Here is a 13,710-nt window from a genome sequence, read left to right on the forward strand (position 1 = left end):
GCCTGCACTCGCTCAGCGTACCTCACCGGTGAAGGCTTTGAGGAAAAATGCCAGTGTCTTGCTGCGTGCATCCTCGGCGGCATCTGCATCGCGATAGAAGCGCACCTGTCCGCCTTTACCCTGATGGGCTGTGGGGTCGAAGATCAAACGGTCGGACCCTGCAGGCGAGTCGAATCCGTGGGTGGCACCGGGGTAGTGCTGCAGGGTCATCAATGCGCTGGCTGATGCGGGCAGGGCGTTGTAGAACAATTGAGCCGCGTCCGGCGGGCCGTAGTCGTCTTTGCCGCCCGAGACCAGCAGGACGGGGGCGCCGGTCAGCTCGGCATACACCCCAACCGTGGCGGCTTCCTTGGCAAGCTTCTCGTGCGCCCACCAGACCCCGTAGTACGCCGCGTGCGCGGCAAATGCTGGTTGACCATCTGCAAAGAAGCTGCGGTGCGTTTGCTTGGACGCAGTGCGCAGCGCCAAGTTACCACCCCACGAAAAACCCATCACGCCGATTTTCTTTGAATCCACCGCTGGGTGGCTGGCCAAAAACCGCAGAGCGCCATAAGCATGCGTCAACGTGGTGGTGTGGCCGCCCTTGAAGCGCCCGCCCTGCGGAAACATGAAGAGTTCCAGTGTCGCGATGCCTGACTTGTTCAGGGCTTGCGCGTGAAACGCGCCGCGTCCGTCTATGCCGCCGCTGCCATGCAGGATGACCACCGCTGGCACAGGCCGCTGAGCAGCTGCAGGCCATTGCAAGGTGGCGGTGACCTTCTCTTGTACAGGGAACCCGGCACCTACGGCACCTGGGAACGACACTTGCTCAGAGGCTGCCCAAACACACGCTGACAGGCACGCCATCAGCCCAATCAAGATGGATCGCATGGGATGTTTCTCCTGGGAGTTACGGTGGGTGGCGGAGAGGAAATCCGACCACTTGATCAAGATTATGGCCCGGGTTTTGGGCATCACCAGCCTCCAGGCTGAGCCTGCGTAAGCACTGGTTCAGGTCCAGTTGCCCAAAATCTGCCGATTTCCCCACTCTTGGGGGGTGCAAGGTGCAGCCTGCCTCGCAGCGGCGGTCAGCTCGCTGCTTTGGCCCTCACCAACTGATGCGCTGATCGACCTCAAAGTCGGTCAGTGCTATCGATGCCACCGCTGCGGCCCAGGTACAGGCCGATTTGCGCCGACGCATTCTGCGCGCCTTCGTGGGCCGGGGCCTGATCGAGAAGGCAGATGCCAAAGACATGCTGGCCTACCAGCACAGCGGCTTCTCGGTGGACGCTGGTGTGTGCATCGAGGCACACGACCGCGCTGCACTGGAGCGGCTGCTGAGGTACTGCGCCTGATCGCCTTGATGACCGAGGGCGTGCAGATCCGTCGGATTCTCGATCACATCGGCGTCGACTCAGAATGCCACACGGGCGGGAAATCCCGGGTTCGCTCGGGCTTCGAAGCCTTTTACTGGTGCGCGATACATCGGCTCGTGTGGTTGAATTTTTTTTACGTCATATGTGATGTCAATCTGATATATTGGTATTCAATTTTTTGACAGCCATGCCCGCTGTGAGCAAGCAAACTTCCCACGCCAAAGGCTCCCTGCTGCGTCTGTTGGGTGGCTTCGAGTTACGCGATTGCCTGGGTCGTGTCTTGCCCTTGCCCTACGACAAGGTGCGCGCCCTGCTGGCCATGCTGGCGCTGCAGACCGGGCCGCTGGCGCGGGAAACTCTGGCCGAAACCCTATGGCCCGACTCCCCACTGGAGCAGGCGCGAGCCAATTTGCGCCGAGCGCTGTTTGACTTGCGCAGGGTGCTGGCCCAACTCTGGCCCGATCAGCCCGATCTGGAGCCGCTGCTGTCCGACAAGAAACATTTGCAGCTGCGCGAGGATTTGGCCTGGCAATTAGACTGCCGGGACTTCGCCCTGGCCCAACTGGCTGCCGCCACGCCGCAACCGCAGGCGCGCCGCCAAGCCCTGCAGCAAGCTCTGAACCTCTACCGCGGTCCCTTGCTCGACGGTTTGCAGCTGCCCGAAGCGCCGGGCTTCGAAGCCTGGCTGCAACCGCGACGCGAGGCGCTGCTGCGCCAGGCTCAGCAGTTGCTGGAGACGTTGGGCCAACTGTTTGAGGACGCCGGCGAAGCCGAGGCCGCACTGGCCTGCGCCCGGCGCGCTCTGGCCCAAGACCCCTGGTGTGAACCCGCCCTGCGCCGCTGCATGCGCATGCTGGCGCCCACGTCCGCGGGCGAAGCCCTGGCCTTGTTCGAACAGTTTCGCCTGCAACTGCAGAGCGATCTACAGATCCCGCCGCAAGCGGCCACTCAGGCCCTCGCCGAGCGTCTGCGCAACAGCGCCGCCCAGACACCCCAAGCCCCGGCCGCACACGCCGAGCGCCGCCGGGTCGTCGCCCTGGCTTGTGAATGGGAAGTTTCGTCGGACGAGGCCGCCCGCGAGGCCGAGGCCCTGGCCACCGCCTTACAAGCCCGGCTGCAACAAGCCCGCGTGCTCCTTCAAGCGCGCGGTGCCCATGTGCAACGCGCAGAAGGCGGCGCGCTGCTGGCCTTTTTTGGCCACCCGCGCGCGCAAGAGCAGGCGCCACGCCTGGCCCTGGACGCCGCGCTGGAATTGGCCGCCACGGACAAAAGAAACAGCCTTGCGCCCCGCGCCCTGCGCCAGGGCCTGCATGTGGGCTGGGTGCATGCCGACCCAGAGCTGGCCTCACCCGACAGCGTGGGCGCGCTCTCGCGCCAAGCACGCAAGCTGGCCCTTCAGGCCGAAGCCAACAGCATCCATGTCAGCGCCGAGCTACAGCAGCAAAGCGAACGCCACCATCGCTTTGCAGCCACGGCAGAACCCGGCCGCGGCGCCAGCCTGCTGGGCATCCGCTCAGCCAAAGCCAGCAGCCGGATATACGCGCTCAATCCCATGGTCGGCCGCAGCGCCGAACTGGCGCTGCTTCGGCAAGAATGGCTCTTGGCTCAAGGCAGCGCGCGCACGGTCTGGGTGCAAGGCGAGCCTGGCCTGGGCAAGACCCGGCTGCTGCAGGCCTTGCACCAGCATGTGGCGGCCGCTGCGGATAACGCGCCAACGCCGATCTACGAGCTGCAGTGCCGCCCCGAGTATCGCTACACGCCTTTGGAGCCAGTGCGGGCCACGCTGCGCCGGCGCATGGGTACCGCACTGAAGGGCGATGCAGGGCAGGCAGAGGCCGCCCTCAGCGCACTGCTGCAGCAAGCCGGCCTGCCACTGGCTGGTCATGAGGCCGCGCGCGCCCTGCTGCGCCCGTTGCTGCTGCAACACCAGAACACGTCGGCCCCGGCGGAGCCTTTGCACAAGCGTGAGCTGTACACCTTGCTGTGCGAACTTTTCGAAGGCTTGGCCCAGGGTCGGCCGGAGCTCATGCTGCTGGAAGATCTGCACTGGGCCGACCCGTCGACGCTGGAGCTGCTGCAACTGCATCTCCAACGGCAACTTGAGCACCCCGCCCCGCAGCGCGCCCCGGGCCTGCTGCTGCTGAGCTCGCGCGAGGCGCCGCACGACGAAGTGCGCGCCAGCCTGGACTTGTGCCTGAATCTGCAGCCCCTGCCGCCCGAAGACATGGCCCGCCTGATCGAGCAACTCGACACCGCCCCGGCTTCGGCCGCGCAACGCCTGCAAGTGCTGCAACGCGCCGGCGGCGTGCCACTGTTTGCAGAAGAGCTGGCGCGCTCGATGCGCCTGCGCCCGTCCGACAAAGTGCCGGCCACGCTCTGGGACTTGCTGGCAGCGAGCCTGGACCGCCTGCCGCCCGAGACCAAGCACGTGGCTCAGGGCGCGGCTCTGTTGGGCAGCACCAGCTCGCCCGCCTTGCTGCAAGAGCTGCTGCAGCTGCCGGCCGGGCCACTGGCGCAGCAGCTGGCCCAGTTGCAGCGGCTCGACCTGCTGCAGAGCATTGACCTACAGCACTGGCAGTTCCGCCATGCATTGATCCGCGACGCCGCTCTGGAAACCCTCAGCACCAGCAAGCGCCGAGCCTTGCACCGGCGCGCCGCCCAGGCCTTGATGGGTCCCTTCTCCGCCCTGGCCGCTGATGCGCCCGAGGCCCTGGCCCAGCACCTGCAGGCGGCCGGCGACCCGGTGGCCGCGCACTACTGGCTGCAGGCAGCTGAGCGCGCCGCCGCTCAATCGGCCCACCAAGAAGCCCGCCACGGCTTCGAGCAAGGCCTGGCCGCCTTGCAGATGACCGGGGCCGCACCAACCCTGATCCAACGCCTGCGCCTGCCATTGCTGCTGGGCCTGGGGCGCAGCCTGTTGGCCCTGGAGGGCTACGGCTCTGCGTCCGCTCGCCAGTGCTTGCGCCAGGCGCTGCAGGCCTGCGATGAGCCTGGTGCCGCCAGCGGCCCGGGCCAACGCTTTCAGGCGCTCTGGGGCCTGTGGTTGGGCAGCCGCAGCGGCCCGGGCGAAAGCCCGGTGCTCACTCTGGCGCAAGAACTGCTGGACGTGGCCGCCGACACAAATGACGCCACTGCCGACGTGCAAGCGCGTTATGCCTTGGGCAACAACCTGTTCTTTCTCGGTCAGTTTCAAGCCTCCTGCGAGGCCCTGGCCGAGGCCGCCGCCGCCGGTGATCGCCTGCCGCCGCGCCAGCGCGCCCAATTGACCCAGCGTTTTGGCGAGCATGGCGGCATTGCCGCCCGCGCCATGCTGGGCTGGCCGCTGGCCATGTTGGGCCGCATTGACGAAGCCCTGGAACAAACCTACCTGGGCCTGCAGCAGGCACGCACGCTCGGCCATGCCCAGACCCTGGCATTTGCTTTGGGCATGGCGGGGGTGCTGCAACGCCACTTGCGCCGGCCCGAGGCCGCGCTGCCCCTCAGCATCGAGCTGCTGAGCCTCACCCAGCGTCATGGCCTGGCCCTGTGGCAGGCGGTTGGCGCACTGGTGCTGGGCTGGAGCCAGGCAGCCGGTGGCGACCCGGCCGGCCTGCTGCCCATACGCCAAGCCGCCAGCGCTTCAGCCGTGGCCATGCCAAGCACCGAAGCGACTTTTCTTTCCTTCCTGATCGAAGCGCTGCTGAACCTCGACCAGGCCGAGGAAGCCCTGGCACAGATAGACGCCTGCCTGCCCAAGGCACATGAGCGCCAAGAGCCCTACCTGCTGCCCGAACTCTGGCGCATGCGCGCCCAGGCCTTGGCAGCCCAAGGCGCGCCACGCGCCGACATCGAACAGGCGCTGGACAAAGCCATGCAGACTGCTCAAGCGATGGGTGCCGAGCTGCTTTTGCAACGCAGCACAGCTCAACGCCAGGCCTTGTCCAAGACCGCCAGCAGCGATTCAACGCAAATTCAACGCTAGGCCAGCAAGCTCTCACTCAGTTTCAGGGGGCAAATATGGACGACATCACTTTGAGGCTGCCCGCCTCGCGCCTGACGCGTATTCACGATGCGGTAGCGCAGGGCTATAACTCTCATAGCGGGATTATTGGGCGCAAGAATGACACCGTACTGCATATGCTGGCGCAACGCTTGCATGAGCTCGGCACGGGTCGCGGCGCCGATGATGCGGTGCCCTTGGACGTGCTCGACCTTGGCGTGGGCGATGGCGCCTTGCTGGCCCAGTTGCAGTGCTTGCAGCATCCGCTGCGCTTTACCGGCCTGGACATCTCGCCCGCCATGCTGGCCGCAGCAAGTGCGCGCCTGCCCCTGCGGGCCGTGCTCGCGGCGGCCCAAGATGCGGAGCACCATTTGCAGGCGCAGTCCTTTGATTGGGTGTTGGCGCACTTCATCCTGGCGTATGTGCCGCTGAGCGATGTGCTGCAACAGGCGCGCAAGCTGCTCAGGCCCGGTGGCGTTCTGTCCCTGGTCAGTTCCACCCATGTGGGGATCAGCCCATTGCTGGTGGAGAGTCGACGCTGCTTCGAGCTTTCGCCCTGGCCCTGGAAGCGTTGGGTGGGTCGTGCGATTGAGCAAGCCCTGAAGGCCAGCCATGTGCCGCGCGCGCTGGACGATATCAAGCAGGCCTGCCAGGCCCAGGGCATGCGGGTGGAGCGCAGCTATACCCTGCGCGACCCGGTTTGTTTTGAAGACGCGCAGGAGGCCTATCGCTTCTGCATCACCGAGGGCTGGGGCGTCAACATTCTGGCGCAATGCCCCCAATTGCCCGCTCCCCTGACCAAGGCGCTGTTGCTGTGGGGCATGCGCCAGTTCCGCTATCCGCTGTGCTGGCAACATACCACCGAGGTGCTCGAGATCGTCTCTGCATGACGGTTCATTCGACGGCTCCTGCTGTCGCCAAGCGCACTTTGGCCCACACGCAAAAGCTGGCGCTGGCCCTGATCGCTGTGGCCACGGCATTTCACGAGGCGGCCGCCGCCCTGCTGATCCTGATCAGCGGTGTGGTGCTGGTGCGGCGGCGTGGTGCGCTGGGGCGGCGCGAGCGCGCGGCGCTGGGCATGGCACTGTGCGCGATGGGCGCTTGGGCCCTGTTGAAGCTGTTGCAACAAGCGCTGGCTTGGTCGCCCGATTTATCGATTCGGCTCGCCTTGATGCTCAGTTGCTGCGCGTTCGGCGCAGCGCTGCTGCCCCTGTTGCATTGGCGTCAGAGCAGGCGGGACCGGGCCAGGCCAGACAGCAGCGCGCACGCCCTGGCGTGGCAGGCTCGGTTGGCAGCGCAATGGCAGGATCAGGATTGGGATGTGCCGCAGCCCATACCAGAGCTGTCTCTGCCCGATGTGGCGGGTCGTGCCAAGCTCTCTTTTGAAGAGCGCGAGTTGCTTGAGCGCCTGCAGCATCTGCGCTTGCAGATGCAGACCCTGCAGACCACGGCGACCCAGCGTCATGCTGCCGCGCTCAGCGTGGCCACCTGGTTGGACTTGTTGGCGGAAGTCTGTGCCGCCCCCGAAGATGCCGCAGCCGACCCCATGGCCATGGGTGCCGATGAGCTGGCCGCCCTCACGCGCAACCTTGACCAAGACCACAGCGTTAGCGCCATGCGTGACTGGCCCGATCCCATGCGCAAAACGCTGGATCAGATACGCTGGCTGGTGCACCGGATTGCGTGCCAGTCCGAGCGCGCGCTGGCGGCACGCAAGGCGCTGCTTGCGAAGGGCTGGCGCAGCAATGACCTGATCAGCAGCCTCAGCAGCGCCCAGCTTGATGCCTTGGCCCCGCTGCTGATTCGGCAAACGCTGTCGCCGGGCGCCTTGCTCCACCCCTTGCACGCGCCACCCGACGGGCTGTGGCTGCTGGGCGAGGGTCAGGTGGTGCTGGAGCGCCCGGTGGCTTTGCAAGACACCGCGCCGACCGAATGGGTGGAGATGGGGCGCTTAGGGTCCAAGCAGTTCACCGGTGTCGAGAGCCTGTTGCGCCAAGAACCGAGTGCATGGCGTGCGCGCTGTTCGAGCGCGGTATTGGCCTGGTACCTGCCCAGCACGGACCTGACCACTTACAAGCTTCAGACCGGCCAAGACCTGCTCACCCAAAGCCTGGCCAGCCAGACCTTGGCCTTGAGCGAACAGGTCGATCAGGCCCAGCTGCGCACATTAGCCGCTCTGCATCAGGCCCTGCAGGCTTCGCAGCACCGCTCGGCCTTTGGCACCCTGCTCACGCATCTGATCCTGCTGATCTTTGTCTACACCTCGGCGCTGGGGGCGCTGCAGCATTGGGCCAATGCCGCTGGCGCCAGCACCTGGATCAGCTCCGGGGCCCTTTTTTTGATGGCTTTGGTGGCGGGCTGGACGGTGAGGCAAACAGGCCTGCCGCTGCCAGTCTTCGGTCTGCGTCTCCAAGGCTGGCAGGCTGATGTGCGCGATGCCTTGCGCTGGAGCGTACTGGTGTGCGCGCTGTGCACCGTGCTCAAGCTGGCGTGCATCAGCTTTGTGCCTGCTTTTGCTGAGCTGCGGGTGTTTTCGCCCTGGGTCTCAGCGGCCGGGCTATGGGCCACAGTGGGCGCTTACGCGCTGTATGCGCTGTTTTCCCCAGTGCAGGAGTTCGTGGCGCGAGGCGTCATCCAGGGCTGCTTGCAGCATATGCTCAGCGGGCGGGGTGCGGCACTGCGCGCCATCTTGGTTTCTAACGCCGTGTTCTCCATCAGCCACCAGCATCTAGGCCTAGGCTATGCCTTGCTGGTGTTCGTGCCCGGCTTGTTTTGGGGTTGGCTGTATCTGCGTCACCAAACACTGGTGGGTGTCAGCGTTTCTCATCTGCTCATCGGCCTGTGGGTGACCGGCGTGCTGGATCTGGCGGCGTTCGTGCAGGCAGCCTGAGCAGCCATGCTGAAGTCTGCGGGGCTGTTGAGCGGGCTCTAGAGGGGCGCTTGATGGGACTCATGACGGGTGGGCTGTCGGGTGTCGTGCGCTTGCCAGGCCTGTGGTGGTGCGCAGTTCGATGGCCTGCCAGGGCTGTGGCTTGCGCCTTGTTGCGCATCCCGAACCGGGGTTCGCAGCATCACAGGGACTTATTCAGCCTAGCCTTAGCAAGGAGGGTGACAGCCTTCTGGCAGCTCAAAACCCCGCGCCAGGCTGAGCCAAATAGTCTGCTTCTGCAGCGCTGGAGCTTCGGCCCAAGAGGGCGTTGCGATGCGGGAAGCGACCTAACTGTTCGATCACGGCCTGGTGTTTAGGGGCGTATTCCAGCGCGCCTTCCAGACGCGGGTCGGCGCTGGTCAGCCATTGCAGCCCATGCGCCACCAGTTTGGCGGCCAGGCCGCGCACCTGCAGGGCCGGGTCTACGCCGGTGTGATGCAAGTCCAGCACCTCGCCACGCTGCAAATAGTTCAGCTCGATGGGGTGGCCGTTGACCTTGGCGTGTAAATGTCCGCGCCCATCGGCGCTGCAGCGATTCAACGCAAATTCAACGCTAGGCCAGCAAGCTCTCATTCAATTTCAGGCCCGTCGACCACGACGCGGGTCACACCGAGGAGATGGATTGATGCTTACAAAACCAAGACAACTCAGGAGACGAGCCGCCGCCTTGGCGCTGGCGGGCCTGGGCCTGCTGGCCGGCGCCAGCACGCAGGCTGCCGAGGACGTGATTGAAGGCAGCGAAGGCCTTGTTGCTAAGCCGCTGCGCTTTTCCGGCTTTGCCACTTTGGGCCTGGCCCACAACAACAACGCTACCGCTGGCGCCATCACCTCCTTTTCTCAGCTCAAGCCGGTGCAGCAAGGCTGGTCGGCCAATATGGACACGGTGCTGGGCCTGCAGTTGGAATGGCAGCCGCTGAGCGGGACCACCTTTCAAGTGCAAGGCGTGGCCCGGGCCGGTGAGAACATGCAGCCGCGCCTGCGCATCGCAGCCTTGCGCCAGCAACTGGGCCAAGGCCTGAGCCTAAATCTGGGCCGCATGCGCAGCCCGCTGTTCTTCGACTCGAGCATTGCCGAGATCGGCTATGCCAATCTGACGGTGCGCCCGGCACCGACCATCTACGCCGCGGTCAACAGCGTGGCCAGTCTGGATGGCGCCGATCTGCAATGGCGCCTCAACCTCGGCGACGCCAGCCTGCTGGCGCAAGTTTTTGGCGGCCGAAACGACTACACCCACCGCTTCAACAATTTCTCGCCCGCCATGTCGGCCGACGCCAGCCTGAGCGGCCTGCGTGGCTTCAGCCTCAGCGCCAATCTGCAAAACCTGACTGTGCGCGTCTCACGCACCGAAATTGACCTTTATGCGCTGCGCTCCGAGCAGGTCAGCCAGATCAACAGCGGCCTAAACCAGCTTAGCGGCGCACTACAGCAAATGGCGCTCAACCCCCTGCTGCCACCCACGACGCTGGCCAGCTTGAAAGCCAAGGCACAAGGCCTGGAGGCGCTACGCAATCCCTTCGACAACCGTCCCGTCTACACCAGCGTGGGTCTGGACGGCAACTGGCAGCGCTGGCGCTTGTTGGCCGAGCTGACCTCGATGGACCCGCGCAACGATCTGGTCGGCCGCGGCACCGGCTACAGCCTGACGCTGGCGCGCAGCTTCGGGGACTTCACGCCCTATTTGAGCCTGGCACAGCTCAAGCGCTCCAGCGCCAAGCTCAACACCAGCGCCCTGGCCCCCACCGGCATGGACGCTCAACTCGACGGCTCGTTGAGCCAACTCCTTCAAGGCTTTGATCGCGCCCAGCAGTTCGCCAACATCAGCAGCCGCTCTGTCGGCGTAGGCCTGCGCTGGGACTGGCGCGAGAACATGGCAATCAAGACCCAGCTCGACTTGGTGCGCACGCCTAACGCCAACACGCCCGGCCCGCTGGCCGTGCCCGCGCTGCCCTTCGACAACAAGCTCCTGCTGTTCAGCGTCACGCTGGACATGGTGTTCTGAGGAGGGGCCGGTCATGAAACTCAATCATCAACACGTTCATCGCGCTCGCTTGGCCCTGTTCTCGCTGCCCACTGTGCTGGCCTTGCTGTGCTTCACTGTGGTGCAACCAACCTTGGCCGGCAATGAGCTGATCGTCATCGCCCACAAAGATGTGGCCCTGAACAAGATCAGCCCCGAGCGCGTGACGCAGATCTATCTGCTCCAGCAACAGAGCTGGCCCGACGGTCAGGCCATCCAGCCCATCGACCTGCGCGAAGGCAGCGGCATACGCCGCGCCTTTTATGACCAAATCACAGGCCGCAGCCCCGGCCAGCTTCGTGCCTTCTGGGCCCGCCAGAGCTTCACCGGCATGGGCTTGCCACCGCGTCAGGTGGACAGTGACGAAGAAGTGACCCGCTTGGTGCAGAGCACGCCGGGTGCGATTGGCTATGTGTCGCGCAGGCCCAGCGGTGCAACCGTCAAGGTGCTCTTAACCGCCAGCCTCGACTGAGTCACATGAGCGCTGCTGTACCCGCCACCGTACGGGCACCCTACCGATGGAGCCGTGTGCTGGCGCCTGCGAGCTGGTTGTCGGGGCGACTGAGCTTTTCGCGCAAGTTTTTGCTGGTCGGATCAGTCATGCTGGTGACTCTGGCCTTGCTGAGCTGGCCGCTGCTGCGCAAAGCCGGGCAAGACGCGCAAACCGCTGAGCTGGAACGCCGCGGCCTGACCGCGCTGGCGCAGCAGGCCGCCGTACTCGACACGCTGGTGCGTCAGCGCGGTGAACTCAACGGGGTGCGCAGTCAGACGCCGGCGGCCAAAGCCAAACTGCAACCCCTGCTGGCCTGGGCCACAAGCCCGCAGCTGCCCCCCAGTGCCCCGCCCAACACCTTGCCCGCCCTGGGCCAGCGCCTGCAGCAGCAGTGGCAGCAATTGCAAGACCTGGGGACGCAAGAGGACGATGCCCAGCGCCGCTTCGCCGCCCACACCGGCACTATCAACGCCTTGCTGGCATTGATGCGCGAGAGCGGACGGGCCCACCGCCTCAATGTGGACCCCCGACTGGACGCGGCCTTCGAGATGCTCACCCACCGCCTGCCGCTGGTGATGGAGACGCTGGCCAAACAGCAAGACGCGCTGGCCATGTCCAGCGACAGCCTGACCAGCTACGCCGTGGCCGCCCAGGTGGTGCTGAGTGAGGCAACGCCCGCCCTGCACGCCGGCATGCGGCAGTTGTTGACCCCGGACGACCGCGCCGGCTTGCAAGCCCAACTGGACGAACTGCTGTCCCGCATCGAACGCCAGCAAGACGCGGTTGACAAGGTGCTTGAATCGCCCCAGGCCCTCGCCGAGCTGCGCCCCATCGCCGGTGCCAATCTGGCCCAAGCGCAAGCCCTGCTGGTGGCCAGCACCGCGCAGGCAGATGCCATGCTGCAAGAACGCCTGACCCAGCTGCGCCGTAGCCAGTGGCAGGTGGGCGCCTTGCTGGTGGGCGCAATGGCGGCGATTGCCTACTTGTTTGCTGGTATTTACGTCTCCACCCTGCGCTCGCTGCGCCGGCTCTCGCAAGGCACGCAAGACTTCTGCGCCGGCCGGCTGGACACCCGCATCCACATCGACACGCAGGACGAACTGGTTTTGGTTGCGGGCAACTTCAACACCGTGGCCTCGGAGGTCGGACGCTTGCTCGATGTGATCCGCGAGCAAAACGAATCGCGCCAGCGCGAGTTGGAGCGCTTGGTGCAACTTCGCACCCTGGAGCTGGCCGACAAGAATGACCAACTGCACCTGGCCGCCCTGCGCGTGCAAGAAGAGCTGGCATCGGCCCGCGATATGCAGCAGGCCATACTGCCGCAGCATTTCCCCGACACGACCGACTTCTCCATGCAGGCCTGCATGCACCCGGCGCGCGAGCTAGGCGGTGACTTTTATGACTGCTTTGCGCTGTCGGAGGGCCGCTGGGGCTTTCTGGTCGCCGATGTGGCGGGCAAGGGTGTGGGCGCGGCATTTTTCATGGCCGTCTCACGCACCGTGCTGCAAGACCTCGCCCAAGACGAGCTGGGCCCCGAAGAGGTGCTGGGCCGCGCCAACGATCTGCTCAGCGGGCGCAACCCGATGGAACTGTTCGTCACCGCTTGCTACTGCATCTACGACCCGCGTGACGGTAGCTTGGCCTACGCCAGCGCCGGCCATCCCCCGCCGCTTCTGCGCACCGCCCAAGGTGAGGTGCTGAACCTGGACTGCGCGAACGACATCGCCCTGGGCGTGATGCCCGGCATGAGCTATAGCCGCCGCCACGCACATTTGGCCTACGGCGACACGCTCCTGCTCTACACCGACGGCATCACCGAAGCCTTCGACGCTGCCGAAAACGCCTACGGCGAAAAACACCTGATCGCGTGGCTGCAGCGAAACCAAGAGCCGCAAGCCGCCGCCAAGCTGGTCAGTCTGGTGCGCGATGTGGCCGACTTCGTCGGCGGCGCCGAACCCAGCGACGACCTGACCGCCCTGCTGCTGTGCCGCAAGGCGCGCGAAGACTGCGTGGCGCTCAGCGATGCCCATCCCGATTCCACCGCCCCGTCCGCCTACCCACTTGACCTAGGAGCTATGACCGTGAGCCACGCCCCCCTGGAACTGAATAACAAAACCTTGCTGCTGGAGCATAAGCTGCTCAGCCGTGTCGAGGAAATCGCCCATCTGGCCGAGGCCGTGGACCAGGCCCTGACCGAGCGGCCGGACGTGGCCTTTGCCGTCAACCTCTGTCTGGAAGAGCTGCTCACCAACACCATCCAGCACGGCCTCCACGGCGCGCCCAACCGTCTCATCTATGTGCGTCTGTCACGCTCGGACGAGTGGCTGGAAATCATCGTCAAAGACGACGCTCCACCCTTCGACCCCTTTGTGGAAGCGCCCGCCCCCGGCCTCGAAGCCGGGGTGGAAGAGCGCGCCGTGGGCGGCCTGGGCGTGCATATGGTCAAAACCATGATGGACGAGGTGCGCGCCTTCTATGACGGCAGCGGCAACTTGATCGTGCTGCTCAAGACCCTCAAGCGCTAACGGCCGGAAGGCCAGCGCCCCAAAACCACCCAACCCCTTTGCCAAAGAAAGAGTCCCCGCCATGAGCTTCGAACACGACATCAACGATGAACAAGGCACCCGCCTGGTCAGCCTCAAGGGGCGTATCGACAGTGCCACCGCCAGCGCCTTCGAGCAGGCCACACAAGATCTGTTTGCCACGCACAACGCCCGCGCCTTGCTGGATTTTTCCGCAGTGGACTACATCTCCAGCGCCGGCCTGCGCGTGGTGCTGATGGCCGCCAAGCGGGCCAAGCAGGCGCAAGGCCGGCTGCTGCTCTGCGGCATGAGTCAGCATGTGCGCGAAGTCTTCGAGATCAGCGGTTTTCTGAAGATCATCGACAGCGTGGCCGACCGCAGCGAAGGCCTGCGACAACTGAACGCCTGACGCGGA

The 13,710-nt window shown here is 65.3% G+C and carries 9 protein-coding genes and 1 pseudogene; 8 read left to right on the forward strand and 2 right to left on the reverse strand.

Going from position 1 to position 13,710, the window contains the following annotated elements:
- Positions 1 to 12: 12 nt before the first annotated feature.
- Positions 13 to 870 (reverse strand): dienelactone hydrolase family protein, encoded by an 858-nt coding sequence (locus tag HEQ17_RS15225; protein ID WP_296293515.1) that lies wholly within the window; start codon positions 868 to 870, stop codon positions 13 to 15.
- Positions 871 to 1,124: 254 nt separating this feature from the next.
- Here HEQ17_RS15225 and HEQ17_RS15230 point away from each other — a divergent pair.
- From HEQ17_RS15230 to HEQ17_RS15245, 4 genes and pseudogenes are all read left to right on the forward strand, one after another.
- A pseudogene (locus tag HEQ17_RS15230) lies at positions 1,125 to 1,331 on the forward strand (transposase); the annotation flags it as partial.
- Positions 1,332 to 1,542: 211 nt separating this feature from the next.
- Positions 1,543 to 5,316: an AAA family ATPase gene (locus tag HEQ17_RS15235; RefSeq protein WP_296293516.1), complete on the forward strand. Its 3,774-nt coding sequence runs from the start codon at positions 1,543 to 1,545 to the stop codon at positions 5,314 to 5,316.
- A 35-nt stretch (positions 5,317 to 5,351) separates the two neighbouring features.
- Positions 5,352 to 6,224: a class I SAM-dependent methyltransferase gene (locus HEQ17_RS15240; protein ID WP_296293517.1), complete on the forward strand. Its 873-nt coding sequence runs from the start codon at positions 5,352 to 5,354 to the stop codon at positions 6,222 to 6,224.
- A complete protein-coding gene (locus HEQ17_RS15245; protein WP_296293518.1) occupies positions 6,221 to 8,224 on the forward strand; it encodes a CPBP family glutamic-type intramembrane protease in 2,004 nt (667 codons plus the stop codon). The genes HEQ17_RS15240 and HEQ17_RS15245 overlap by 4 nt, the downstream gene beginning before the upstream one ends.
- Before the next feature lie 237 nt (positions 8,225 to 8,461).
- On the opposite strand, the gene HEQ17_RS15250 is transcribed toward HEQ17_RS15245, so the two are convergent.
- On the reverse strand, positions 8,462 to 8,803 hold the full coding sequence (locus HEQ17_RS15250; RefSeq protein ID WP_296293519.1) for a DUF924 family protein: 342 nt from the start codon (positions 8,801 to 8,803) through the stop codon (positions 8,462 to 8,464).
- An 85-nt stretch (positions 8,804 to 8,888) separates the two neighbouring features.
- On the opposite strand from HEQ17_RS15250, the gene HEQ17_RS15255 reads away from it, so the two are divergent.
- The 4 genes from HEQ17_RS15255 to HEQ17_RS15270 all read left to right on the forward strand — a co-directional run bounded on the left by HEQ17_RS15255 (position 8,889) and on the right by HEQ17_RS15270 (position 13,704).
- Positions 8,889 to 10,262 carry a hypothetical protein gene (locus HEQ17_RS15255; protein ID WP_296293520.1) on the forward strand — a complete coding sequence of 458 codons (1,374 nt, stop codon included), beginning with the start codon at positions 8,889 to 8,891 and terminating at the stop codon, positions 10,260 to 10,262.
- A gap of 13 nt (positions 10,263 to 10,275) precedes the next feature.
- On the forward strand, positions 10,276 to 10,752 hold the full coding sequence (locus HEQ17_RS15260; RefSeq protein ID WP_296293521.1) for a hypothetical protein: 477 nt from the start codon (positions 10,276 to 10,278) through the stop codon (positions 10,750 to 10,752).
- 5 nt (positions 10,753 to 10,757) lie between these two features.
- Positions 10,758 to 13,298: a SpoIIE family protein phosphatase gene (locus tag HEQ17_RS15265; RefSeq protein ID WP_296293522.1), complete on the forward strand. Its 2,541-nt coding sequence runs from the start codon at positions 10,758 to 10,760 to the stop codon at positions 13,296 to 13,298.
- A 61-nt stretch (positions 13,299 to 13,359) separates the two neighbouring features.
- Entirely contained in the window at positions 13,360 to 13,704 is a 345-nt protein-coding gene (locus tag HEQ17_RS15270; RefSeq protein WP_296293523.1) for an STAS domain-containing protein, read from the forward strand.
- Positions 13,705 to 13,710 lie beyond the last annotated feature (6 nt).

The sequence above is a fragment of the Limnohabitans sp. genome (assembly GCF_023910625.1).
In the GTDB taxonomy this organism is placed as follows: domain Bacteria; phylum Pseudomonadota; class Gammaproteobacteria; order Burkholderiales; family Burkholderiaceae_C; genus Limnohabitans_A.

Coding starts and splice junctions, on each gene's coding strand:
- HEQ17_RS15240 (WP_296293517.1), top strand. CDS start 5,352: ATGGACGACATCACTTTGAGGCTGCCCGCCTCGCGCCTGACGCGTATT.
- HEQ17_RS15255 (WP_296293520.1), top strand. CDS start 8,889: ATGCTTACAAAACCAAGACAACTCAGGAGACGAGCCGCCGCCTTGGCG.
- HEQ17_RS15265 (WP_296293522.1), top strand. CDS start 10,758: ATGAGCGCTGCTGTACCCGCCACCGTACGGGCACCCTACCGATGGAGC.
- HEQ17_RS15245 (WP_296293518.1), top strand. CDS start 6,221: ATGACGGTTCATTCGACGGCTCCTGCTGTCGCCAAGCGCACTTTGGCC.
- HEQ17_RS15270 (WP_296293523.1), top strand. CDS start 13,360: ATGAGCTTCGAACACGACATCAACGATGAACAAGGCACCCGCCTGGTC.
- HEQ17_RS15225 (WP_296293515.1), bottom strand. CDS start 870: ATGCGATCCATCTTGATTGGGCTGATGGCGTGCCTGTCAGCGTGTGTT.
- HEQ17_RS15260 (WP_296293521.1), top strand. CDS start 10,276: ATGAAACTCAATCATCAACACGTTCATCGCGCTCGCTTGGCCCTGTTC.
- HEQ17_RS15235 (WP_296293516.1), top strand. CDS start 1,543: ATGCCCGCTGTGAGCAAGCAAACTTCCCACGCCAAAGGCTCCCTGCTG.